Source organism: Ruegeria lacuscaerulensis, from assembly GCF_013033355.1.
Classification (GTDB): domain Bacteria; phylum Pseudomonadota; class Alphaproteobacteria; order Rhodobacterales; family Rhodobacteraceae; genus Ruegeria; species Ruegeria lacuscaerulensis_A.
On sequence record NZ_WQDY01000001.1, the window covers coordinates 1 to 23,265 of the forward strand.

Annotated in this window: 22 protein-coding genes and 1 pseudogene; 19 read left to right on the forward strand and 4 right to left on the reverse strand. The window is 55.7% G+C overall.

Features of this window, described 5'->3' with window-relative positions:
* Window positions 1-204: 204 nt before the first annotated feature.
* Window positions 205-840, reverse strand: a complete 636-nt coding sequence (locus GOW48_RS00005) for a class I SAM-dependent DNA methyltransferase (protein ID WP_170750415.1) — start codon at window positions 838-840, stop codon at window positions 205-207.
* Window positions 841-1,007: 167 nt separating this feature from the next.
* Between GOW48_RS00005 and GOW48_RS00010 the strand changes: the two genes are divergently transcribed.
* Window positions 1,008-1,640: a TetR/AcrR family transcriptional regulator gene (locus tag GOW48_RS00010; protein ID WP_170750417.1), complete on the forward strand. Its 633-nt coding sequence runs from the start codon at window positions 1,008-1,010 to the stop codon at window positions 1,638-1,640.
* Window positions 1,641-2,160: 520 nt separating this feature from the next.
* Window positions 2,161-2,679, forward strand: coding sequence for a redoxin domain-containing protein (locus GOW48_RS00015; protein WP_170750418.1), 519 nt, complete (start codon window positions 2,161-2,163; stop codon window positions 2,677-2,679).
* 24 nt (window positions 2,680-2,703) lie between these two features.
* Here the strand turns inward: GOW48_RS00015 and GOW48_RS22690 are convergent, their stop codons facing one another.
* Window positions 2,704-3,372, reverse strand: coding sequence for a GntR family transcriptional regulator (locus tag GOW48_RS22690; RefSeq protein ID WP_170750420.1), 669 nt, complete (start codon window positions 3,370-3,372; stop codon window positions 2,704-2,706).
* 361 nt (window positions 3,373-3,733) lie between these two features.
* Between GOW48_RS22690 and GOW48_RS00025 the strand changes: the two genes are divergently transcribed.
* From GOW48_RS00025 to GOW48_RS00065, 9 genes and pseudogenes are all read left to right on the forward strand, one after another.
* Window positions 3,734-4,669 carry a TRAP transporter substrate-binding protein gene (locus GOW48_RS00025; protein WP_331251779.1) on the forward strand — a complete coding sequence of 312 codons (936 nt, stop codon included), beginning with the start codon at window positions 3,734-3,736 and terminating at the stop codon, window positions 4,667-4,669.
* A 76-nt stretch (window positions 4,670-4,745) separates the two neighbouring features.
* Window positions 4,746-5,279: a TRAP transporter small permease gene (locus tag GOW48_RS00030; protein ID WP_170558405.1), complete on the forward strand. Its 534-nt coding sequence runs from the start codon at window positions 4,746-4,748 to the stop codon at window positions 5,277-5,279.
* 2 nt (window positions 5,280-5,281) lie between these two features.
* Window positions 5,282-6,568: a TRAP transporter large permease gene (locus GOW48_RS00035; RefSeq protein WP_170750422.1), complete on the forward strand. Its 1,287-nt coding sequence runs from the start codon at window positions 5,282-5,284 to the stop codon at window positions 6,566-6,568.
* A 19-nt stretch (window positions 6,569-6,587) separates the two neighbouring features.
* Window positions 6,588-7,022, forward strand: a complete 435-nt coding sequence (locus GOW48_RS00040) for a GlcG/HbpS family heme-binding protein (protein WP_170519537.1) — start codon at window positions 6,588-6,590, stop codon at window positions 7,020-7,022.
* Between the two features lie 10 nt (window positions 7,023-7,032).
* Window positions 7,033-7,905: an NAD(P)-dependent oxidoreductase gene (locus tag GOW48_RS00045; RefSeq protein ID WP_170750424.1), complete on the forward strand. Its 873-nt coding sequence runs from the start codon at window positions 7,033-7,035 to the stop codon at window positions 7,903-7,905.
* Between the two features lie 54 nt (window positions 7,906-7,959).
* The gene (locus GOW48_RS00050) at window positions 7,960-8,703 is read left to right on the forward strand and encodes an SDR family NAD(P)-dependent oxidoreductase (protein WP_170750426.1); all 744 of its coding nucleotides are present in this window, start codon (window positions 7,960-7,962) and stop codon (window positions 8,701-8,703) included.
* Window positions 8,704-8,775: 72 nt separating this feature from the next.
* Window positions 8,776-9,699: a sugar kinase gene (locus GOW48_RS00055; RefSeq protein WP_170750428.1), complete on the forward strand. Its 924-nt coding sequence runs from the start codon at window positions 8,776-8,778 to the stop codon at window positions 9,697-9,699.
* Window positions 9,700-9,715: 16 nt separating this feature from the next.
* Window positions 9,716-10,459: a ribonuclease activity regulator RraA gene (locus tag GOW48_RS00060; RefSeq protein WP_170750430.1), complete on the forward strand. Its 744-nt coding sequence runs from the start codon at window positions 9,716-9,718 to the stop codon at window positions 10,457-10,459.
* Between the two features lie 79 nt (window positions 10,460-10,538).
* Window positions 10,539-11,243 (forward strand): annotated as a pseudogene (locus GOW48_RS00065) (IS6 family transposase).
* A 143-nt stretch (window positions 11,244-11,386) separates the two neighbouring features.
* Here the strand turns inward: GOW48_RS00065 and GOW48_RS00070 are convergent.
* Complete coding sequence (locus tag GOW48_RS00070) at window positions 11,387-13,024, reverse strand: GMC family oxidoreductase (RefSeq protein ID WP_170750432.1); 1,638 nt, start codon at window positions 13,022-13,024, stop codon at window positions 11,387-11,389.
* 10 nt (window positions 13,025-13,034) lie between these two features.
* Window positions 13,035-14,135: a LacI family DNA-binding transcriptional regulator gene (locus GOW48_RS00075; protein WP_234899403.1), complete on the reverse strand. Its 1,101-nt coding sequence runs from the start codon at window positions 14,133-14,135 to the stop codon at window positions 13,035-13,037.
* A gap of 166 nt (window positions 14,136-14,301) precedes the next feature.
* Here GOW48_RS00075 and GOW48_RS00080 point away from each other — a divergent pair, with 166 nt between their 5' ends.
* The 8 genes from GOW48_RS00080 (at window position 14,302) to GOW48_RS00115 (ending at window position 23,265) form a co-directional block, all read left to right on the forward strand.
* Complete coding sequence (locus GOW48_RS00080) at window positions 14,302-15,768, forward strand: aldehyde dehydrogenase family protein (protein ID WP_214648652.1); 1,467 nt, start codon at window positions 14,302-14,304, stop codon at window positions 15,766-15,768.
* A 54-nt stretch (window positions 15,769-15,822) separates the two neighbouring features.
* Window positions 15,823-16,797 carry an ABC transporter substrate-binding protein gene (locus GOW48_RS00085; protein WP_170558391.1) on the forward strand — a complete coding sequence of 325 codons (975 nt, stop codon included), beginning with the start codon at window positions 15,823-15,825 and terminating at the stop codon, window positions 16,795-16,797.
* A 67-nt stretch (window positions 16,798-16,864) separates the two neighbouring features.
* Window positions 16,865-18,400: a sugar ABC transporter ATP-binding protein gene (locus GOW48_RS00090; protein WP_234899402.1), complete on the forward strand. Its 1,536-nt coding sequence runs from the start codon at window positions 16,865-16,867 to the stop codon at window positions 18,398-18,400.
* Window positions 18,385-19,362: an ABC transporter permease gene (locus GOW48_RS00095; RefSeq protein WP_170750436.1), complete on the forward strand. Its 978-nt coding sequence runs from the start codon at window positions 18,385-18,387 to the stop codon at window positions 19,360-19,362. Before GOW48_RS00090 ends, GOW48_RS00095 begins: the two co-directional genes overlap by 16 nt.
* A gap of 3 nt (window positions 19,363-19,365) precedes the next feature.
* The gene (locus GOW48_RS00100) at window positions 19,366-20,361 is read left to right on the forward strand and encodes an ABC transporter permease (RefSeq protein ID WP_170403549.1); all 996 of its coding nucleotides are present in this window, start codon (window positions 19,366-19,368) and stop codon (window positions 20,359-20,361) included.
* Window positions 20,361-21,458: a mandelate racemase/muconate lactonizing enzyme family protein gene (locus tag GOW48_RS00105; protein ID WP_170750438.1), complete on the forward strand. Its 1,098-nt coding sequence runs from the start codon at window positions 20,361-20,363 to the stop codon at window positions 21,456-21,458. Before GOW48_RS00100 ends, GOW48_RS00105 begins: the two co-directional genes overlap by 1 nt.
* On the forward strand, window positions 21,458-22,498 hold the full coding sequence (locus GOW48_RS00110) for a zinc-dependent alcohol dehydrogenase (protein WP_170750440.1): 1,041 nt from the start codon (window positions 21,458-21,460) through the stop codon (window positions 22,496-22,498). Before GOW48_RS00105 ends, GOW48_RS00110 begins: the two co-directional genes overlap by 1 nt.
* Window positions 22,495-23,265, forward strand: coding sequence for an SDR family oxidoreductase (locus GOW48_RS00115; protein WP_058277403.1), 771 nt, complete (start codon window positions 22,495-22,497; stop codon window positions 23,263-23,265). The genes GOW48_RS00110 and GOW48_RS00115 overlap by 4 nt, the downstream gene beginning before the upstream one ends.

Consider the following 23,265-nt stretch of genomic DNA (forward strand, 5'->3'; position numbering starts at 1 on the left):
TCTTTGCGTAAACTTGCACGATACTTTCATACTGGAAGGAACGGAGTTACCTCGGTCTGCTTGTACCTTAAGAGTGTTGTTGCGAAAGGCCATTTTGTCGGCATTCCGGTCGTTCACGCCGAGTAAAGCGAATGACCGCATTGAGCCCAAAGTTCCCTTTGACATTCTCTGCCAAGAAACCGCGAAATGACGTTGGAACGGCAACTAGCTCGTAGCTTGATAGACGAATATTCGGGCGATCACGTGAGATGCGCTGATTGTAAAAGGTCTGAAGGGATCGCTTTTCTCAGAAAGATTCCAAAGTCCGTTGGCTTCAAGGTCGTCCATTTTCTCGCGGAAGCCATGATTTTGGTATATGTCTTCCCGAACGTTTAAGACGATGTGGCCACCTGGTTTCACGATCCGGATCAATTCATCGAAACTGGAGTGCGGGGCATGGCCTTCGGTAAAAACCCCAGTGACGATAGCAGCGGAAAAGGCATTCGACGCAAAATCCAGTCGTTGACCCATAACCATCCTGCGAAGGTCAGAAAAAACGCCTGTTTCACGCGCCCTACCGAGCATTGCATTTGATAGGTCGATCCCAACCAGATCGCGATAACCCAGAATGTGAAGGTTTTCGGAGGCCAGACCTGTTCCGCATCCGGCATCTAGGACCTTTCCACCGATCGGAACCCATCGCGCAAAGAAAGCAGTTGCAAGAACCGGGAGCCGAAATCCCATTGCCGCATTGTCCTGATCGTATGTATTTGCCCAGTCGTCATACTGCGTTTCAAGCGCCTCGTTTCCGCGAACCGCAAATGCCGACGACAAGTTATTGCTGGCTTCCTGATCGGGCATTGTTCTCTCCTGAGTGTTGTCAAACAGAGGCTCGTGTCGAACCTTGCTTTCCTACAAAGGGCCAGAGAACGATTACACTCGTCTAGTTCACCGATGGTGCAGTAGACCATTCACAGTTCAAAACACATTGTACCACGACATATGCGCGGCGCTCGGGGGCTCTCACAATGAAATACCAATCTAGGACCACGGGTTCCTCGAAAAGAGATCAAATCCTTGATGCGGCAGAACGCGCAATTCTTCAGAAAGGTGTTTCAGCAACGACTATCGAGGAATTGATCTCCGAAGTGGGCGTGTCAAAGAACGGTTTTTTCTATCATTTCCAAGATAAAACGGAGATGATTGAGGCCATTCTAGACCGCAACCTCGAGATTGACAAAGCGTGGTTCGCGGACCTGATCAGTCGGTCGCAAGAAGTCTACAAAGATCCGCTTGAACAATTTCTTGCATTCTTGGAACTACTTGCCGAAGAAATGAGCGGCATGCCTGAGGGGCATCCAGGATGTATGACGACCGCGTGTTGTTATCAGGATCGCCTTTTGAACAATAGCGTCCGGCAAGTTGCATCCGACATCCTGCTTCAGTGGCGTAAAATTTCGTTGGAACAATTGAACAGGATCGCAGCCAACCATCCGGCGAGTTTCGATGTCGATTTGGAGGAATTGGCGGATATGTTGCCTGCTCTGATAGATGGATCGATCATTTTTTCTAGGGTTGTCGTAGATCAGTCGATTCTGCCTCGTCAAATCCGATTGTATCGCAAGATTATCAAAAACACGTTTGAATGCGCTGTGCTTTAAAAGTGGCAGACTTACGCTTGCAGTGCTTGTGCGGACAAAATGCAACGTCCGCTTTGTCCGCATAGCGGTCATTGACGATGCAATCGGCTGATGGTTGCTTTCACCAAAACCGGCCATTCGTACAAAGCGCAGCGACCGACGGCTTCGAGCCTAAAGTTACAGTTAACTAGTAACGGTGACGTTTTGGGTTTCACCGGACCGATCGTTTGAACGTTCTGGTCTCGATTCTAAAGTTTTCTTGGGGGCCACAGGTGATCAGGTCGCGTTGAATTCGACACAAGTACGCTGGTTGCGCTCACACCTGTTGCGGCATTAGAAGCCCGGCTGCAATGAGGGGCGTAGAGTGACGGCGGGTAGGTATCGGTGATTCCTCGTTAACTGACAGCAATCTTAGATCGAGCGTGCCTTTCAAGCACTAAATGATATCGCGATCTTGGTTTCAATAATTGCCTTGACGTGACATGAACTAAGCTAACGGTATCCGCGCAAAGCCCTTGTTTGTAGAAGAAAGGAACGACTCATGACCTCAGCCAAACCAAATGTCGGCGCGCAAATCGAGCAAATGAGTTTTTTAAGGCTGGGGTCTGATGACCAGGTTACGATCGGTCAACAAAAAGACCGCTGGACCATGTTGTTTGTTTATCGAGGTAAGCATTGTCCACGCTGCAAGCGCTTTTTGAACAAGTTGAATGCGGCGCTGTCGGCATGGGCTGACGTTATGGACGTTATTGTTGTCTCTGCCGACACCAAAGAAAAAGCTGCGGCAGACAAAGCAGAATTCGGCTGGGATTTTGATCTTTGCTATGGAATGACTGAAGCGCAAATGCGCGCGCTTGGTCTTTACGTGTCATCGCCTCTATCTGATGCAGAAACGACGGGTCTGTTCGCCGAGCCTGGCGCGTTTGCCATCCGTCCGAATGGAACACTGATGCTGGCCGATATCTCTAACGGCCCTGCGGCACGTCCCGATTTGGAAGAGCTTTTGGACGGCATGAAATTCAATATTGATAATGATCGTCCGGAACGAGGAACGGCCTGAGACCACCAGATCGCATGGCCTCGGTTACTCAAAATAGCCTGGGTGCGTCTTGTGGATGAAGTCGATGGTTTCGTCGAGGCGGGACAGGTGTTTTCTGACAGCGGCTTGCGCTTGGTCATGGTCTCCTGCCGCCATGGCCTGTGCAATCTCTCGGTGATCGGCGAGGATGGCGTCTGCGGCACTGCCCTTTTCAAGACTGAGCATACAAAGCCGGTCAACCTTTTGCTTGGATTCTAGCATTACATCAAATGCCATCGGATTGCCGCTGAGCACGTAGATCAGTTTGTGAAAATCATAGTCCAGCGAGTGAAACGCCGATAGATCACCGTCACTGATCGCCTGCTCTTGTAAGGCGAGATTTTCTTCAAGTTTTGCTTCACTTGCTGCGTCCCAAACTTCCATTGCTCGATGGACGATCTCTAGCTCCACCGCCATTCGAACCAATCGCGCGAGAGCCACACGCTCCATAGAAAACCCTCGAACTACGGTCGCCTTTTGTGGTCGTATTAAGAGCAGATCTTCGTTACCGAGCCTTGTGAATGCGTTGCGAACAGGTTGGCGTGATACGCCGAATCGGCTGGCTACCTCTGTTTCGGATAGCTTTGTACCGGGAAGAATTTCAAGCGAAACGATCTCGTCGTGTAGCGCTTCATAGACCGCATCGGTTGTGGTTCGTCTGACAATTTCTTCCACGGTATGTTGCTTGCGCCCTCTGTCTTAGTCACGTTTCAAATTACAGATCCACTGTTATGGCATTGAAACAAATAGAATATTCTATTTTGTTTTGCTTGAGTGAACCAATGTAGGCCTGTCACCTATCAAATGCCCTGCGCTTTCGACTGTCAAGCAATCTGACATACTAAAAGCCTACAGTTGACATAACTTGGATACTAGTGTCCCTTTAAGGGCAGCAGCGATTCTGGTTCTTGGGGGAAATCGAAAGCTACGTGGCTTACGGTCTCTGAAATTCCATGAAAGCCAAATCCTGTCCAAAAATAACCGGGGAGGAGAACCCATGACTTTCACGAAATCGTTCTTTGCAACTGCGACCGCTGTGGCATTCATTGCAACGTCAGCTTCAGCCGAAAACTGGCGAGCCTGGAATATCCACAACGACGGCCATCCCAACACGGCTGCAATGGACAAGTTTGCCGAACTGGTTGACGCCGCTACAGACGGCGAAGTTACCGTCGATGTGTTCCACGGTGGTGTTCTTGGTTCCCAACCGGATGCCCTAGAACAGGTTCGTATCGGCGCAATCGAGGTTGGTAACTTCAACCTCGGTCCTATTGGCCCAATGGTGAAAGAAGCTAACCTTGTATCGCTTCCTTTCATCTTCAAAGATGTGCCGCACATGTTCCGCGTGCTGGACGGCGACGCCGGTGAGGTTGTTTCAGCTGCGATGGGTGAAGCAGGTGTTCTGCCACTGGCATGGTTTGATGCCGGTGCGCGTTCTTTCTACAGCCAAAAGCCGATCAACACGCCCGCAGATGTCGAAGGTCTGAAAATCCGTGTGATGAACAACGATCTTTATACATCTATGATTTCAGCTATGGGCGGTAACCCGTCTCCAATGGCATTCTCCGAAGTTCAGCAAGCGCTGAAAACCGGCGTTGTTGATGGTGCGGAGAACAACTTCCCGTCGTTCAAGAATGTCGGTCACTATGAAGTGACCACAAATTATTCTTTGTCCGAACACCTGATTATCCCGGAGTGCATCTGCGTTAACACGGCCAAATTCAATGCGCTGTCTCCTGAATTGCAAGCCGCTGTGCGCGGTGCAGCAGAAGAAGCCGCATTGGTCCAGCGTGAGCTTTGGGCAATTGGTTCTGAACAAGCGCGTAAAGATGTTGAAGCGGCCGGCATCACCGTCAATGAAATCGCCGACAAAGGCCCATTCCAGTCCGCAATGGATTCGGTTTATGCAGACTACTTGGCTGCAAATCCTGATATGAAAGCGTTGGTAGAAATGGCGCAAGCCACTGAATAAGTTGTCTTAACAGTTCAACTTTGAGCGCCCGGCTCCGCCAATTGGATGCCGGGCGTTTTGTCTCAGAGGAAATCCAATGCAAGAGCCCGATACCGCCCCTGCCGCCATGCGCAACATGGACAGGATTCTTGATCTGCTCGCACGAGTTTGCATGTTGCTGTCTGGCATCGCCATTGTCGTTATGACTGCGATCTTTGCCTGGCTGGTGTTCGGTCGCTACGTTCTGAACAACACGCCCACTTGGGTTGAGCAGGTTTCACTGCTTTTGGTTATGGTCATCGCGTTTCTCGGAGCGGCTGCGGGTGTGCACAATCACACGCACCTCTCTGTTGTCGTGTTCCGCAATTTAGTCCCACCCTCTGTGCGAACGGTTTTCGTCGTGCTCACTGATGTCCTGATGGCAGGTTTCGGTGGCATGATGTTTTGGTACGGGATCGAGCTGACAATATTCAAATGGAACACCCTGATCCCGCTCATCCAATGGTCAGAGGGCTTGCGCTCCTTGCCACTGACAATCAGCGGCGCGTTGGTGTTCCTTTTTTCCACTGGCCATCTGATCCGCCTGTTTCAGGGCCGAGACGAACGCCAAGACAACATAGATCAGGGATAGTCATGGGACTCATGATTCTTTTGGGGGTTTTTGCCCTATGTGTCATCATCGGCGCTCCAGTGGCATACGCCCTTGGTATCGCTGCATTGGCTTCCTTTTGGTTTGAAGGATTGCCGATGTTTGTTGGGTTCCAGCGTATCGTGTCCGGGATCAACGTCTTTTCCCTAATGGCGATCCCGTTTTTCATCTTTGCGGGCGAGCTGATGTTTCACGGTGGAATCGCGATCCGGTTGGTTCGGTTCGCGCAGGCCGCCGTAGGCGCTGTGCGCGGTGGGCTTGGTATCGTCAATGTCTTCTCGTCCATGTTGTTTGGTGGCATTTCCGGATCGGCAATTGCAGATATCTCGGCGCTTGGGTCAATTCTGATCCCAGTGATGAAAGACAAAGGTTATGACGCCGACTATGCGGTGAACGTCACAGTGACATCATCAATTGCCGGGATCATTATCCCACCCAGCCACAACATGATCATCTTTGCCCTCGCAACAGGCGGTGTAGTTTCAATCTCAAAACTGTTCTTGGCCGGAGTTGTGCCCGGTGTCCTTATGTGTTGCTGCCTTGCGATTGCCGCCTATGTCGTGGCGGTCAAGCGCGGCTATCAGGCCGAACAGTTTCCGGGTTGGACCGCACTGGCCATCGCCTTTGTTGGATCGATCCCTGGCTTGTTGACGGCCGTGATCATTGTTGGAGGGGTCTTGTCAGGCGTCTTTACGGTCACTGAATCCGGCGCGTTCGGGGCAATGTATGCCTTTGTGGTGACACTTGTTGTCTATCGCAGCCTGTCCTGGGAAAACTTCAAAACCGCCGTTATCTCTTCGGTGCGCACAACGTCTATGGTGATGATCCTGATCGCCTGCGCCGGTGCCTTTGCCTATATGCTGACGTTCAACCGGGTGCCGACAAAAACAGTCGAATTCCTGTTGGGTATCACAGAAAACCCGATCCTGATCTTGTTGATGATCAACGCTGTGCTGTTGCTCTTGGGGATGATCATGGATATGGCCGCGTTGATCCTGATCTGCACACCGATTTTCCTGCCGGTGATGAACATGCTGGGCATCGATCCGCTACAGTTCGGCATGATCCTTTTGGTGAACCTCGGTCTTGGTCTTTGCACCCCACCTGTCGGGACCTGTCTCTTTGTGGGTTGTGCTGTTGGAAAACTACCGATGGAGAAAGCGGTCAAAACGATTTGGCCTTTCTACCTCGCCATCTTTGCCGCGCTCATGCTGATCACTTTTGTACCGGCAATATCGCTGACGCTGCCGAACCTAATCATTGGCCCCTAAATCAAAGGAGAATGAGGCGATGCTGACAATAAGACGCCTGGACATCGATGACGCGGGCAAGTTGATCGCAGGAGCGCGAGCCAAAGCGCAGGAAATCGGCGTACCGATGTGTATTGCCGTCACAGACGAAAGCGGCAACCTCATTGCCTTTGAGCGGATGGATGGTGGCAAGATTACCAGCATCATTTTGGCCATCGACAAGAGTTTCACTGCAACCGGCATCCAAAAAGGAACCGATGCTCTTGGTGAAGCAAATCAGCCAGGCATGGCCGCACACGGAATATCCTCAACGCTGGGTGGGCGAATGGTGACCGTTGCAGGTGGCCTTCCCGTGACGGTCGACGGACAGGTGGTTGGCGGGATCGGTGTCAGCTCGGGCTCGCCAGCTCAGGATCTCGAAGTTGCGCAGGCAGGGGTCACGGCGCTCTGCGAAGCCCAATTGGAAAGAGTTTAAGGAGTCAGATATGACAAAACCCGTCATCGGTTTCATCGGCCTCGGTCTTATGGGCGGTAACATGGCAAAGTGCCTGCAAAACAACAGTTTTGATCTGGTTGTTATGGGTCGGAACAAGGAAGCCGTCGCAGCCACTGTCAACCGCGGTGCTGTAGAGGTTACAACGCCACGCGAGCTTGCTGAAAACAGCGATATCGTGATGCTTTGTGTAACAACATCGGATGTCGTCGAAAGCCTGATCTACGGCGATGACGGCATCCTGGCAGGCATCAAAGATAGTGCTGTGGTCATTGACTTTGGCACCTCGATCCCAGCGTCCACACGCAAAATCGGCACAGACTTGGCCGCAAAAGGTGCTGGTATGATTGATGCGCCGCTGGGACGCACACCCGCGCACGCCAAGGACGGTTTGCTGAACATCATGGCAGCGGGCGATATAGCCACCTTTGAGAAGGTGAAACCTGTCCTGGATGTACTGGGGGAAAATGTCTTTCACCTCGGCGAACTGGGTGCGGGCCATGTGACCAAGCTCATCAACAATTATATGGGCATGACGACAGCTTGCACCATGAGCCAAGCCTTTGCTGTGGCTGAACGCTCAGGGGTAAACAAACAGCAGCTTTTTGACATCATGTCAGCTGGACCGTCCAATTCCCCCTTTATGCAGTTTTGTAAGAACTACGCGGTGGATGGTGTCAGCGATTTGGGGTTTTCGATTAACAACGCCAACAAGGATCTTGGATACTTCCTGAAGCTGGCCGAGGACGTGGGCACTCGTGCCGAGATCGCTGAAGGAACCGCGAACAACCTTCAGGCAGCAGCGGACGCAGGCATGGGCGACGGCAACGTGCCGGAAATCTTCGACTATTTTGCCAAGCTTTAGCGTCAGATCCATCAGTCACGCATAGCAGCACCAATTGAACGGGAAAGAGCAACCATGAGACTTCAGGGAAAGACCGCAATTGTCACGGGTGGTGGCCGCGATATCGGGCGCGCCTGCGCTGTCAAACTCGCCTCCGAAGGGGTAAATGTCGCGGTGAACTACTTCGCCAGTAGTGCCGGCGCCGAGGAAACCGTAGCCGAGATCAAAAAGATCGGTGGACAGGCGTTTGCAATGCAAGGCGACCTGAACAAACCCGAAGAGGTCGATGCGTTGATCGCCAAGACGGTCGATACCTATGGCAGCCTGAACATTCTGGTGAACAATGCCGGAGGTTTGATCGCGCGCAAGAAAATCGCCGAGATGTCGCTTGAGCATTGGCAGGCTGTCATGGATCTCAACCTGACCAGCACGTTTCTTATGGTCAAAGCGGCACTGCTGCATATGAAATCCGGGGCCATTGTAAACATCGCCAGTCAGGCGGGTCGCGACGGTGGTGGCCCGGGTGCGTCGGCTTATGCAACGTCAAAAGGCGGGGTCATGACGCTCACCCGTAGTCTTGCAAAAGAACTGGGTCCGGATATCCGTGTCAACGCAATCTGCCCAGGCATGATCGACACGGATTTCCATAACATCCATACTCCCGATGCAGGCCGTCGGGGGCTAGAAGCTGCTGCGCCGCTCAAGCGGCAAGGCCAGTCTCAGGACGTTGCGAACCTCGTGGCGTTTCTGGCAAGCGAGGACTCGGCTTATCTGACCGGGACCAATGTCGATATCAATGGTGGGATGCTGTTCTCGTGACCACTGCAGAACAGGTTACCTAATTGTCGAACGCTACCGTTTGCCAAACTTCGAAGTACTGGAAACCGGAATATGCGAATTCTCGCGATAGGTGAATGTATGGCCGAAATGGCCCCAACTGACGCGCCAAGCACGTATCAAATGGGGTTCGCCGGAGACACGTTCAATACAGCTTGGTATCTGGCCCAACTCACACCCGAAACGCCCTTGTCCTATTTTACAGCCGTCGGAGATGACGCCATCTCATCACGGATGCTGAGTGTCATGCGCGAAAGCGGGGTCAACACCCAGAAGGTGCGGATCGTGCCAAACCGTTCAGTGGGGTTGTATCTTATCACGCTAAACAACGGGGAACGCAGTTTTACCTATTGGCGCGGCCAGTCGGCCGCACGCCTATTGGCCCAAGACAAGCAAGCACTTGCCCACGCCATGACGCAATCTGATCTCATTTATTTCTCGGGCATCACTCTGGCAATCTTGAACCCTGAAGGGCGCGCTGCCTTGCTTGACGTTGCTCGGTCAGCGCGGCGTGCCAGAAAACGGATTGCCTTCGACCCCAATCTGCGCCCGCATCTTTGGGACAGCCCCTCTGAGATGACCGAGAACATCATGCAGGCGGCCGCCGTTAGCGATATTGCCTTGCCATCATTCGAGGACGAGGCACTTTGGTTCAGCGACATGAACCCCGCGGCCACTTTGCAGCGCTATGCAAGGGCGGGTGCAGAAACGATCGTTGTCAAGAATGGCGCAGAAACGGTCATTTTTCGTACTCGCGGCGCAGAGGGCTCTGTCCATGTTCCGCCTCTGGCCTCGGTTGTGGATACGACTGCTGCAGGCGACAGTTTCAACGCTGGCATTCTGGCGGGGCTGGCAACGGAAAAATCCTTACCTGACAGCATAGCACTGGCCTGCAAACTGGCAGGGCATGTCGTGCAAGGCAAAGGTGCACTTGTTCCCGTCAACCAAAGCCTGCTCGATAGTTGCCAACAGCCTTAGCAGAAGGATCCAGCCCTTGCCGAACCCTCAGCCTGCCGAAACGATCAAACTGCATCCGGATACGCTTGATCGCTTGTCAAAGGTCAGCACAGCGACTGTGGCCACGCTGCTTTACAAACGCGGTTATCAAAACGCCTATGTTCAAGGCGTTGCCCCATTGGGCAAGGGCAAGCCCTCCCTTGTCGGCCCGGCTTTTACACTGCGCTACATTCCTGCTCGGCCTGACACCGACCCGATCGAGGCGTTTCGTGAGCCAGATCACCCGCAGCGCGTGGCCGTGGAAACATGTCCTGAACGCGCGGTATTGGTCATGGATTGTCGGCAGGATGCATCGGCGGCCTCGGCAGGTTCGATCCTTTTGACGCGACTGGAAATGCGCGGAGCAGCGGGCGTTGTCACGGATGGTGGAATTCGCGACGCCGACGGTGCCGCAGCACTTGAGATGCCAGTCTTTGCTGCAAAACCGTCTGCCCCAACCAACCTTACGAAACATCATGCGGTAGATATCGGTTTGCCAATCGGGTGTGGCGGCGTGGCGGTCTATCCTGGTGACATCGTTCTGGGTGATGGCGATGGTGTCATGATTATCCCACGCCACCTCGCCGATGACATTGCGATCGAGGCAGGCCCAATGGAGCTGTTCGAACGCTTCGTTCTGGAAGAGGTGCGAAAAAGCACCCCCGTAATTGGACTTTATCCTGCAACCGACCCAGACGTTCTCGAACGATTTGAGGTCTGGCGCGCGCGGCTCTCTGACTGATGTCTGAATCGCTGCAATGTAGGTTTTGTCAGAAGAACTTGGCTTGAGGCGGGCAAGGGGGCATTCATAGCCTTTGTGGATGGAAAGACGATCACCATTTAAATGCTTCAAAACCAGTCCCGAGATCATCCACTTTGCGGTGATGCTGTACATCCTTTCCCGCTCTCGCTTCGGAATGTCGAAGATCTGGTGCACGAGCGAGGCATCGACGTGCGCCACGAAACTGTTCGATTTTGGTGGCACAGGTTTGGCCCGATGTTTGCTGCTGATATAAGGCGGAAGCGTGTTCAGCTGCTGCGCGCGTTCTCCAAATGGAAGTGGCACGTTGACGAGGTTTTCGTGAAGGTAAATGGCAAGCGGCATTATATTTGGCGGGCCGTTTATCAGGAAGGCGAGGTACTGGAAGCTGTTGTCACCAAGCGCCAAAACAATGCTGCAGCATTGAAATTCCTTGAGAAATTGATGAAGCGACACGGCAAAGCGGAAACTATCGTCACGGATCTCTTTGCCTCATACAGAGCCGCTCTCAGAGAGCTTGGCGTTACCGAAAAACAAAGGACGAGCAGGTGGCTCAACAACCGCGTCGAGAATTCGCACCTGCCGTTTCGACGACGCGAACGCGTAATGCAGCGGTTCATACGGGTGCGAAGTTTACAGACATTCGCCCCCGTCCATTCCTCCGTCTACAACCACTTTAACGAGGAGCGATCTCACCAGCAGAGATACATTCAAGCTGACCCGCGCCGCCGCCCTTAGCGAGTGGCGTCAACTTTGTTCCGGATAGGTTCGCGGTTTCCGCGGCAAACTGAGGCTAGTTCGAATTAGTCGGAAAACATCTAGGGAAATCCGTTTTCGGTCGGGCGGGCAGCGCGACGCCATTTTTTGCGCCAGAAATCGGATCAATGACGGACGACGCCGCAGCTTAGGTTAAGAATTGCGTCCCTCGCGTGCTGATCCGATGCCAAGGATCAGGTCGGCGCATCGTTCGCCAAGCATCATGGCAGGTGCGTTTGTGTTGCCGGCGTTGATGTCAGGCACTGCGGACATGTCGCAAACCCGTAAGCGCTCGATCCCGCGCACACGCATTCTGGCGTCCAGCACTGCCATTCCGTCGCCGTCCCGACCCATTTTCGCAGTGCCCGCCGGGTGATAGTTGGTTTTTACGAATCTCTTACAATGTGTTCGCAGCGTCTGTTCGTCGTCCGCTATCGGAATGACGATTTCGCGAACTCTTTGAGCAAGCGGGCCCGACGTGAATGCCCGGCGAAAGAACCGCTGCCCCCGGATCATCTCTTGCATGTCGTCTTCATGCTTCAGAAGGTTGGGCGAGACCACTGGCATGGTGTGAGGATCGGCCGAGCGAAGTCGGACCTCTCCGCGTGATTTCGGTTTGACCACGACGGTCGTAACGGTCAGGCCAAAGTCATCCTGCACCTCGTCCAGAGCGTCGCGATCCAGATAAACAATTGGCACGCAAAAGGCTTGGATGGTCGGTTCTCCATCAGGAATCGACGGATTGACAAACGCGCCGGCTTCGACTCCGGCGGAAGTCACCGGTCCGCTGCCGAACAGTTTGAACTGGATGCCGTTGCGAAGCATCCGCCAGCCCTCACCTTGTTTGAAGTATCCGTAGGGACCGTTGGCAAAGGCGGTAATTGGAACTTCGGGGTGGTCAATCAGGTTCTGGCCAACCCCCGGCAATGGGCAGATCACGGGAATACAGTGATCGGCAAGATGTGCATCAGGTCCGATGCCTGATAGCATTAGGATTTTTGGCGTCACCAGAGCGCCCGCCGCAACGACAACTTCACCATCGCACCGGACCGTGTGGGCTCCGCGTTTGTCTCGATACTGCACGCCGACGGCCTTATCGTTTTCGATGATGACTTTGCTGACCGTTGCGCCAAGCCGGATGGTCAAGTTCGGGTTCGTCTCGAGAGGGGCGAGAAAAGCATAAGCCGACGAACTGCGCTTACCGGCGCGATTGGTGAACTGATAGAACCCGACACCGCGCTGCGTTGCGCCGTTGAAGTCCGTGTTGAATGGTTCGCCAAGGGCCTGCACCGACTGAACGAACCAACGTGACATGTCGTCGATGTGCCCCGGATCCGAGACCTGCACCGGACCGTTGCTGCCATGCAGGTCATTGTGAAGCCTGTTGTTGTCTTCCATCCTGCGGAAGTAGGGCAGCACATCATCCCATCCCCAGCCGACTCTGTCGTTGGTCTGTCGGAGCAGGTTTTCCCACGCGTCATAATCAGAAGGGCGGCCACGCATATAGACCTGGGCATTCACAGACGACCCGCCACCCAGCACGTTGGCCTGCGGAATGTCATGCACGCGACCGTCCAGGTGGTCCTGCGGTTCGGTCTGGTGGTAGGTCATGAACTTGGACCCGTTGATCATCTTGAAGATACCCGGCGGCATGTCCAGCAACGGATGGCGGTGCGAATGCCCGGCCTCCAGCACCAGAACCCTGCACTTGCCCTGGTTGACCAGTCGCGCTGCAGCGGCTGCGCCGGCAGAGCCGCCGCCGATGACGATATGATCGAAGGTTTCCGTCACGAGTTCGCCTTCAGGCCCGGCGTTTGGGTTCGCTGATCGAGTCGCGCTCCACCAGTTCGCATTCAAGCTTCACGAGAGGGTGTCGCTGACCATCCGTCGGACCGTGGAACAACTGTTCGATGACCCAGCGTCCCATCGCCCTAGTTGGAAGGATCATCGAGGTAAGGGGTGGCGACAGGTGTCGCGCGGTTTCGTCATCGTCGAATCCGATGACCGAGATGTCCTCGGGGATGGATAGGCCAAGTTCCTTGAGCGCCTCATAGCAGCCGATTGCCATTCGGTCATTCTGACAGAAAATGGCGGTTGGCGGAGAAGGCAGGTCCATCAATTCGCGCGTGGCAGCATAGCCTGCGCTGGGCAGCCAGTTGCCCTCGATGACCAAATCCTCGTCAAATGGGATGTCGGCGGAAGCAAGGGCGTTTCTGTACCCGGTCGTTCGCCCTGCGGCGCATTCCATGAACGGCTCGCCGGTGATGGTGGCGATTCGTTTGTGCCCCGCCTTGATCAGGGCGTTGGTCGCCGTATGTCCAGCGGCGACTTCACCGGGGATCACCGCAGGAAAAGAGAGGTCGTCGCAAAAGCAGTTCAGCAGCAGAACCGGGGTTGCGGTCTGCCTGAGGATTTCCGGAACGACCACCCGCCGGGTGAAAACGGTTGCGTAAATGATGCCCGCAACCTGTTGGTCGAGGAAATACCTAAGCGTTCTGGGTTCGACCTCGGGGTCGTTTTGGGTTTCTGCCAGCAATACAAGATTTCCCGTGTCCCGAACGGCCTGTTTCACGCCATTAAACGCGTTTACCATTTCGGGGCTCGACGCCAGATCGTCCACGACAAAAGCGATGGTGCCGTCTAACGCCGAGGGCCGAGGCGCGCTGTTCTGTGGTTTCCTGAGTTGAGAGGGCATGGCGTATCCAAGCGTGTTGGCGGCGTCCAGGACTCTTTGCTTTGTGTCCTCGGAGATTTTGACGGAATCGTTCTTGTTTAGAACCAGCGATACTGTCGTCTGTGAGCACCCGGCGACGCGTGCAATATCATGCATCGTTATGCGCTGCCGGCCCGCGACTCGTCCCACGCCCCTGTGCTGCCCGGCCTTGTTCGCTTGATCGTTCATCGCTCAACCTTTTTGTTCGCTTCCTTTTTATCGACTATACGGAGGACGCGCAACTAATATTAGTGAATAGTAATTAATATTAGTGTTGACGAAATAATATTATTAGTGTTTTGATCGATGGTGGGGTCGCCAATGTGGTCTGACCGAGTAAGCGCGGGAGGCGAAATTGCGGTCTGTAGTGGGGGAGTTGGGTCAGGTGGTTCGGCATTCGATGTTCATCGATGGCCGCTTTACCGACTCTGACGCGGACACGGTTGGTGTCGAGAACCCTGCAAATGAAGAGATCGTTGCGCAAGTTCCAGATGGCGGTGCCGCTCATGCGGATGCGGCCGTCGAGGCGGCCCATCGTGCTTTTGGCTCGTGGTCCTCGCGCCCGGCGATCGAGCGGGCGCGACTGGTTCAGCGGTTGGCCGAAGCCATCCGGATTGACGCCGGGCGTCTGGCCGCTCTGATCACGGTCGAGCAGGGCAAACCCGTCACGCAGGCCCGAAGTGAAGTTGATGCCGCTGTTACCTTTCTTTGCCATGCGGCTGAAGAGGCCCGGAGGATTTCGGGTGACATAGTGGCATCGGACAACAAGTCCGAGGAAATCCAGATCCGGCGTCATCCTTATGGCGTTGTTGTTGCGTTGACGGCTTGGAACTATCCGCTGGCATTGGCCGCCAGGAAAGTCGGGCCTGCGCTGGTCGCGGGCAACACTGTTGTTCTGTTGGGACACGAAATCACGCCGCTGTCCGGTCTCGCGATCGCCGAGCTTGCCGAAAAGGTCGGGTTTCCGCCCGGTGTTCTGAATGTTCTGACAGGCAAGGGGCCGGTGGTAGGGCAGCGGTTGGTCGAACACCCCGATACCTCACTGATCACAATGACCGGCAGCACACGAGCCGGTAAAGAGATTTTTCGCGCCGCGGCCGACCGGATCAAGGTTGTCCGGCTCGAGCTTGGCGGCAAGGCGCCGTTCATCGTGATGGAGGATGCGGATATTGACGCTGCTGTTTCGGCCGCCATTGCCGCCCGGTTTGCCAATTGCGGCCAGATTTGCACCTGCAACGAGCGTATGTATCTGCATCGCGGTATTGCGGATCAGTTCTTGGAAAAATTCGTGACAGCAGCCCGCGCATTGTCGATCGGAGATCCGATGGAGGACTGCGACCTGGGGCCCAAAGTCAGCAAGGTCGAAATGACCAAGGTCGCCGAAATCATCCAGCGCAGCATCGCCGAAGGTGCCACGGTCCATCTGGAAGGCGGGCCTTTGACGGACGGCGCGCACCGCGAAGGGCACTGGATGTCCCCAACGGTTCTCGAGGTCTCCGACAACGGCAATGCCGCGATGCAGGAGGAGGTCTTTGGACCCGTGGCGACAGCCATGCGAGTCGATGATTTTGATCAGGCGATAAGTTTTGCGAATGACACGTCATTCGGGCTGTCCGCCTATCTCTTTACGGCATCGCACCGGCGATTGATGGAGGCCCCGAGCCGTTTGAAGTTCGGCGAATTGTACCTGAACCGCTCCAATGGTGAGGCCGTACAGGGATTTCACACCGGTTGGGGTTTGTCCGGGGTTGGGGGCGAAGACGGCGCGTATGGCTTCGATGGCTATCTGAGGAAACAGACGACTTACATGAATTGGGCATGACCTAAAACTCGCGGTCAAAACGGAGGCGACCGCACCAATGGAGGAGGAATAACCATGAAACGCAGAACTCTTTTGATCTCGACGGTTGTCGCGGGTGCGCTGTTGGGCACGACTGCGATAGCGCAGGATCTGCCACCGCTTGAGCAGAAGGATCGCTACAAGGTCGGCTTTGCGCAGATGGAGTCGAACAATCCGTGGCGCATTGCCGAGACAAAATCGTTCCATGACACGGCCGAGGCCTGCGGCTGGGACCTTATCGCGACGGATGCAGCCGGATCTGCAGCAAAGCAGGTTGCGGATGTGGACAGCATGATCGCCCAAGGCATCGACGTTCTGTTCCTGCCCCCGCGGGAAGAAAAGCCGTTGATCCCAGCCGTTATGAAGGCCCGTGCCGCGGGAATCCCGACTTTTTTGGTGGACCGCTCGGTTGATCCGGCCGTTGCCAAGCCGGGCGAGCATTTTGTGGCGTTCCTTGGGTCGGATTTCATTGATCAGGGCAACCGTGCCGCACAGTGGCTGATGGAGAATTTCGACGGCGACAATGGCGTCATCGTCCAGTTGGAAGGCACGACTGGTTCTTCACCTGCAAATGACCGCAAAAAAGGTTTCGACGACGCGATTGCAACGGATGACCGCTTTGAGATCGTGGCTTCTCAGACCGGTGACTTTGCGCGCGACCTGGGTCGTCAGGTGATGGAAACCCTGCTGCAGGCGCACCCCGATGTGAACGTGGTCTACGCCCACAATGACGAGATGGCAATCGGTGCGATCCAGGCTCTGGAACTGGCCGGCCGCAAGCCTGGCGAGGACGTGACCATCGTTTCGATCGACGGGACACGCGATGCACTTCAGGCTATTATCGATGGCAAGATGGGGGTGACGGTGGAAAGCTCACCCTTCTTCGGCCCTCTGGCTTGTGAAGTCATGAATAAATACGCGGCTGGCGAGGCGATCCCGGAATGGGTGAAAGTCGAAGATCGCATCTTTACCAAGGACAATGCGGCCGATCACATCGACGAAGCCTATTGATTCTCCCTGGTGGGTGGTGCTGGCCTGTGGTCGGCGCCACCTGCAAGCAATCGGAGGAAGACATCTCATGAATGCGCTCGTCTCGATGTCGGGAATTGAAAAGTCCTTTGCCGGCGTGCCGGCACTTAGCCAGGCCAACCTGGAAATCGCGCCCGGCGAGGTTCATGCGCTGATCGGCCAGAACGGTGCGGGCAAATCGACGATGATCAAGGTTCTGACCGGAGTTTACGATCGGGATGCCGGCGACGTTCATCTGGCGGGTGTGCCAAGCCGCATTTCCACTCCGCGCGAAGCGCAGGAATCCGGAATTGCCACCATCTATCAAGAGCTCAACCTGGTGCCGCTGCGGTCAGTGACTGAAAACATCATCATGGGGTACGAGCCCAAACGTCTCGGCTTTCTGGTCGACTGGCGCGAGGGCAACATGCGCGCACGCGAGGTTCTTATGCGCTTTGGCATAGATATCGACGTGACCGAGCCGCTAGGAAATTTCTCGACAGCGATCCAGCAGTTGGTTGCGATTGCGCGGGCTGTTTCGCTGGATGCGAAACTTGTCATCATGGACGAACCCACGTCGTCGCTGGATGCCAGCGAAGTCGAGGTGCTGTTCGGTGTTGTGCGCGAGTTGAAGAAACAGGGCGTGTCTGTTCTTTATGTTTCGCATTTCCTCGATGAGCTGTTCCAAATATGCGATCGAGTCACAACGATGCGAGATGGGCGCACCGTCAGCACACGTAACGTCCAGGATACGACCAAACTGGAAATGATCGCGGACATGCTGGGCCGCAACAAGGATGAGATCGCGGCAGACGGTTTGACGGACTTCGCAGGTGCCAAGGCCAAGAAAGGCGATATCGTTTTGCGGGCGGACTCTGTTTCAACAGGCCCGCGGCTGACGCATTTCGACCTCACTCTCCACCGCGGGGAAATCGTTGGGCTGGGCGGATTGCTGGGCTCAGGCCGGACCGAGGCGGCGCGCGCTTTGTTCGGAGTGGACGGGAAACGCAGCGGCGCAATCGAATTGCATGGCGTGGTCGGGCAACCGTCCGGACCGGGTGACGCGATCGTAAACGGCGTCGGCTTTCTGACCGAAGATCGCAAGGCCGAAGGGATCATTCCAGACATGTCCGTGCGCGAGAACATGACGCTGGCCCTGCTGCCGAAACTGGCCAGTCGTGGTCAAATCGACTTTGCCCGCGAGCGCGAGATTGTTCAGGCCTTTATCGACGATCTGGGCATCAAGGCGGCGCATATGGACCAACCCATTCGCGAATTGTCCGGCGGCAACCAGCAGAAGGTGCTGCTTGCCCGTTGGCTGGCGACGCAGCCCGACATCCTGATACTCGACGAGCCGACCCGAGGCGTGGATGTTGGCGCCAAGCGAGAGATCCAATCGTTCATTCGGTCTTATGTCGAGAAGGGGTTTGGCGTCGTTCTCATCAGTTCGGAATTCGAAGAACTGGTGGAAGGCGCCGATCGCATCGTGGTCATGCACGAGGGACGCTCGGTCAAGGAACTGACCAACCCCGGGGTCACCGAGAACATACTGGTGCGCGCGCTTGCGCATCATGAAGAAGGAACTGGTTCATGGAACGCGCAATGAAGTTGCCGCAACGGGTCGCATCAATGCCCTTCCGCTTTCACGGCGGCATCGCCGCGTTAGTCGCCCTGCTGGTGTTCAACGCGTTTTTCACACCTAATTTCCTGCAACTGCAAACCCTGTTCGTAAATATCAGCCAGGTCGCTACGATCGCCATCGTGGCCATGGGGATGACGCTGGTAATCGCCACGGGTGGGATCGATCTGTCGGTTGGGGCGGTCATGGCGCTGGCGGGGGCGCTTGCTCCGTTGATCTTTCTGTCGGATCTGGGCTCTGCCAATCCGATGCTAGGCGTCACTTTGGCCATTGTCCTGCCGCTGTTCATTGCGGGGCTATGCGGGGTATTCAACGGCGTGATGGTTGCCGTGTTGAACGTGCAGCCCATCGTTGCGACGCTCATTCTCTTCATCTCTGGTCGCGGTATTGCCCAAGTCCTGACGAACGGGAACTTGCAGACGTTTTCAAACCCTTCATTCAGTTATCTTGGAACTGGTAAAGTGCTTGGATTGCCGTTCCAGGGCTGGCTGGCGCTGGCCATTGCCTGTGTGCTGTTTTGGGTGATCACCAGAACCACATGGGGCCGTTACTTGCTGGCCATAGGGGGCAATGAACGCGCGGCCTATCTGTCGGGTGGTCCCGTCCGACGGGTCAAGATCGGGGCCTATGTCATCTGCGCGGTGCTTGCGGGCCTAGCCGGTTTGATCGTGGTTGCAATCAACTCGGCCTCGGACGCCGCGCGCAACGGCAATCTGATGGAGCTTGATGCCATCGCGGCCGCGGTTGTTGGCGGGGCTCTTTTGCAAGGCGGGCGAGCGCCGATCTTTGGTGCCATACTGGGTGCCGTCATCATCCAGTTGGTCAAATATACATTGTTGGCCAACGGGGTAGAGGACGAAGTTGCACTGATCGCCAAGGCCGTTATCATTATCCTGGCCGTTTGGGTCCAGCAGTTTCGGAGGGCTTAATCGATGTTGGATGAAACGGCTTTTGACCTGCGAAAATACCTTCGGCGTAATTCGGCCTCGGTGACGGTTTGGATCGCACTGCTGGCTTTGATTCTGTTCGGGCTGATGCGCTATGACAACTTTGGCAGCGCCTACAATTTCTCGTCTTTCCTGAATTACAACGCGATGTTCATCGCGATTGCGCTGGGCATGTGTTTTGTGATCATGACCGGCGGGATTGATCTGTCGGTCGGATCAGTGGCGGCCTTTACCTCGGTTGTTGCGGCCTATCTCAGCCCGTATGGGATTCAGGTTGCGTTGCCGGGGGCCGTTCTTGCCGGGGTTGGTTTCGGGGCGATCAACGCCTTTTGCATAATCATCCTTCGGATCCCGCCCTTCATCGCCACGCTGGCCACCATGCTGGCCGCAAAAGGCGGCGCATTGGTGATTTCGGGCGCCCAGACAATTTCGGTCGATTGGGGGTCGAACTTCACCAAGCTTGGCATGGGGCAGGCGTTTGGCCTGTTTCCATGGGCAATCGTCATCGTGGCCGGACTGACTCTGGCACTTTGGCTGGTGCTGGAAAGAACCACCATCGGGCGGACCGTCTTGGCGATCGGTGGCAGCGAGGATGCCTCGAACCTCATGGGCCTGAAGGTCAATCGCGCCAAGGCTTTTGTCTACCTGCTGTCGGGTGGCTGTGCGGGGCTGGCCGGAGTCTTTCTGGCCTCGGGTTTTGGAGCTGGGCAACCCCTTGAAGGCATCGGATGGGAATTGTCAGCTATCGCTTCCGTGGTTGTAGGCGGCACTTTGTTGACGGGTGGGATGGGATCGATCCCTGCGACGGTCGCCGGCGCGTTGTTGCTGGGGCTGGTTTTCAACGTTCTAAACTTTGAAAACGGTCAGGGCACCATCAGTTTCAGTGCCTATTGGCAAATGGTCATACGTGGAGGCTTTCTATTTGCGGTCATCCTTTTACAGTCTCGGGTTATTGCCAGGCAGCAGAAGGTCTTGGGTTAATGAATCGCATAGAAAGTGTATCAGCGCGGCTGTTCAACGTTCCGCTCGCAGAGGTCCTGGTCGACGCCAAACATGGGGATCACACGTTTTTTCAATTGATCACGGTCACCATTCAAACCTCGGATGGGGTCGAGGGGGTCGGGTATACCTATACCGGGGGCAAGGGTGGTCACGCCATTCTGGCGATGATCAAGCATGACCTGTCACCGTTCCTTGTTGGACAAGACGCCGAACAGATCGAAAGCCTGTACGATGCCATGCAGTGGCACGTGCACTACGTCGCACGGGGCGGGATCGCCTCGTTTGCCATCTCGGCCGTGGATATTGCACTGTGGGATATTCGCGGCAGAACGCAGAATGCGCCATTGTGGCAGATGGCCGGTGGAGCGTCGAAAAGGTGCAAGGCCTATGCCGGCGGGATCGACCTGAATTTCTCGTTGGAGAAACTGCTGCGTCAGACCGAAGGGTACCTTGCGCGTGGGTTCAACGCAGTCAAGATCAAGGTCGGTCAACCAGACCTGGCCGACGATCTTGCACGTGCCCGGGCGGTGCGCGAGATGCTAGGGCCGGACCGGTTCTTCATGGTCGATGCGAATTACTCTATGAGTGTCGAACAGGCCATCGTCGCTGCCAGAGGGTTCGCCGACTGCGATATCCTGTGGTTCGAGGAACCGACAATTCCAGACGACTACAAAGGTTATGGCCGAATTGTCGAAGCGACGGGCGTTCCCCTTGCCATGGGTGAAAACTTGCACACCATGCACGAATTTGAATACGCCTTTGATGACGCGAAACTGAGTTTTATCCAGCCCGATGCCTCAAACTGCGGTGGAATCACCGGCTGGCTGCGCGTGGCCGCGCTAAGCGCACAACACGGCATTCCGGTTTGCAGTCATGGGATGCAGGAACTGCACGTCAGCCTTGTTTCTGCGCAACCCAACGCAGGGTGGCTGGAAGTACACTCATTTCCGATAGACCAGTACACGACCCGTCCGCTGGTTGTGGAAGACTGTCTGGCCGTAGCCCCGGATACCCCGGGAACCGGAGTGGCGTTCGACTGGGAAAAATTGAATGCGGAACACAAGGAGATGCAATAATGACGACCCAGACGATCTCTGCGGCATACTACAGGGGCGATAAGAGCTTTGCTGTAGAGCAAGCCCAAGCGACTGCTCCGGGCCCAGGCGAGGTTGCCGTTCGCGTTGCCTATTGCGGGATTTGCGGGACGGATATGCACGTCTACCACGGCAACATGGATGCCCGCGTCGGCCTGAACCGGGTGATTGGGCATGAGATGTCAGGTGTCGTCGAAGCGGTGGGCGAGGGCGTCGATACGGTCGAACCCGGCCAGAAGGTCGTTGTCCGACCGCTTGATCACTGCGGAGAATGCCCAGCTTGCAAGCGGGGGCATCAGCATATCTGTCAGAATCTCAAGTTTCTCGGCCTCGACACCGATGGCGCGATGCAAGAGATCTGGACTGTTCCGGCCCACACGTTGCACGTTCTGCCGGATGACTTGCGCATGGATCACGCGGCGCTGATCGAGCCGGTTGCCGTTGCCTGCCACGATGTGCGGCTGTCTGACCTGCAACCTGGAGAGGACGTTGTCGTTATCGGCGGCGGCCCGATTGGCATCCTGGTTGCCATGGTTGCGCGGGACGCGGGTGGAAATGTCGTAATTTCCGAAGTGAATCCGAACCGTCTTGCGATAGCTGAAAAACTTGGCTTTGACACGATCAACCCAACCGAAACCGACCTAGTGTCCACAATCAATGCGCGCACGGGCGACAAAGGGGCAGATGTGGTTTTCGAGGTGTCAGGAACGCAGCCCGGTGTCGATGCAATGTCCGCCGTTGCCGCGACTCGGGCCCGGATCGTAGTGGTCGCGATTCATGCTCAAAAACCTCAGATAGACCTGTTCCAGTTCTTCTGGCGAGAGCTGCAACTGATCGGTGCTCGGGTCTATGAGCCAGAGGATTACGAGAGAGCCATTGCAGTTGTCGCCTCGGGCGGAGTGGACGCGGATGTTGTGATCACGGACGTCAGCCCACTGGCAGACATCCAGGCCGCGTTCGAAGCACTGGATCGCAGCCCAGCCGCGATGAAAAGCCTGATCGAAGTAGGACCGCGTTCATGAGTGTTTTGCAAAGTTTCGACCTGACGGGAAAGACGGCCCTTGTGACCGGGTGCAAACGCGGTATCGGGCGCGGTATGGCCGAAGCATTGGCATCGGCCGGAGCCAATATCATCGGAGTGTCCGCCTCGCTCGAGCTGTCTGGCTCGGATGTCGAAAAAGCCGTGACGGCGATGGGACGCAATTTCCGGGCCTACCAATGCGACTTCTCGGATCGCGCCGCGCTGCATGGGTTCATTGATCAGTTGAGGGCCGACGGACAAATCCCTGATATACTTGTCAACAATGCCGGCACGATCAAACGCAAACCCGCCGCCGAACACCCGGACGACTGGTGGGACGAAGTGATGGAGGTGAACCTGTCCTCGCAGTTCGTTCTGTCACGCGAGATCGGCAAGGACATGCTGGCTCGCGGCTCGGGGAAGATCATCTTCACTGCATCGCTGCTGACATTTCAGGGCGGCATCACCGTTCCGGGCTATGCGGCCTCGAAAGGCGGGATTGGACAGCTGACCAAAGCCTTGGCCAACGAATGGGCCGGGCAGGGCGTAAACGTGAATGCGATCGCGCCTGGCTACATCGCGACCGACAACACCCAAGCCCTGCGGGATGATCCGGTCCGGTCGAAGTCGATCCTGGAACGAACACCCCAAGGCCGTTGGGGTACGCCCGTTGATTTTGCCGGACCGGTGGTCTTTCTGGCCTCTGCTGCGTCGGACTTCGTCAACGGTGAAATCCTTGTAGTCGACGGGGGCTGGATGGGGCGTTAG

What these genes read in the sequence shown, in the direction of transcription:
- GOW48_RS00005 (WP_170750415.1), bottom strand. Translation starts at nt 840, where the DNA reads ATGCCCGATCAGGAAGCCAGCAATAACTTGTCGTCGGCATTTGCGGTT.
- GOW48_RS00010 (WP_170750417.1), top strand. Translation starts at nt 1,008, where the DNA reads ATGAAATACCAATCTAGGACCACGGGTTCCTCGAAAAGAGATCAAATC.
- GOW48_RS00015 (WP_170750418.1), top strand. Translation starts at nt 2,161, where the DNA reads ATGACCTCAGCCAAACCAAATGTCGGCGCGCAAATCGAGCAAATGAGT.
- GOW48_RS00030 (WP_170558405.1), top strand. Translation starts at nt 4,746, where the DNA reads ATGCAAGAGCCCGATACCGCCCCTGCCGCCATGCGCAACATGGACAGG.
- GOW48_RS00035 (WP_170750422.1), top strand. Translation starts at nt 5,282, where the DNA reads ATGGGACTCATGATTCTTTTGGGGGTTTTTGCCCTATGTGTCATCATC.
- GOW48_RS00040 (WP_170519537.1), top strand. Translation starts at nt 6,588, where the DNA reads ATGCTGACAATAAGACGCCTGGACATCGATGACGCGGGCAAGTTGATC.
- GOW48_RS00045 (WP_170750424.1), top strand. Translation starts at nt 7,033, where the DNA reads ATGACAAAACCCGTCATCGGTTTCATCGGCCTCGGTCTTATGGGCGGT.
- GOW48_RS00050 (WP_170750426.1), top strand. Translation starts at nt 7,960, where the DNA reads ATGAGACTTCAGGGAAAGACCGCAATTGTCACGGGTGGTGGCCGCGAT.
- GOW48_RS00055 (WP_170750428.1), top strand. Translation starts at nt 8,776, where the DNA reads ATGCGAATTCTCGCGATAGGTGAATGTATGGCCGAAATGGCCCCAACT.
- GOW48_RS00075 (WP_234899403.1), bottom strand. Translation starts at nt 14,135, where the DNA reads ATGAACGATCAAGCGAACAAGGCCGGGCAGCACAGGGGCGTGGGACGA.
- GOW48_RS00085 (WP_170558391.1), top strand. Translation starts at nt 15,823, where the DNA reads ATGAAACGCAGAACTCTTTTGATCTCGACGGTTGTCGCGGGTGCGCTG.
- GOW48_RS00090 (WP_234899402.1), top strand. Translation starts at nt 16,865, where the DNA reads ATGAATGCGCTCGTCTCGATGTCGGGAATTGAAAAGTCCTTTGCCGGC.
- GOW48_RS00095 (WP_170750436.1), top strand. Translation starts at nt 18,385, where the DNA reads ATGGAACGCGCAATGAAGTTGCCGCAACGGGTCGCATCAATGCCCTTC.
- GOW48_RS00100 (WP_170403549.1), top strand. Translation starts at nt 19,366, where the DNA reads ATGTTGGATGAAACGGCTTTTGACCTGCGAAAATACCTTCGGCGTAAT.
- GOW48_RS00105 (WP_170750438.1), top strand. Translation starts at nt 20,361, where the DNA reads ATGAATCGCATAGAAAGTGTATCAGCGCGGCTGTTCAACGTTCCGCTC.
- GOW48_RS00110 (WP_170750440.1), top strand. Translation starts at nt 21,458, where the DNA reads ATGACGACCCAGACGATCTCTGCGGCATACTACAGGGGCGATAAGAGC.
- GOW48_RS00115 (WP_058277403.1), top strand. Translation starts at nt 22,495, where the DNA reads ATGAGTGTTTTGCAAAGTTTCGACCTGACGGGAAAGACGGCCCTTGTG.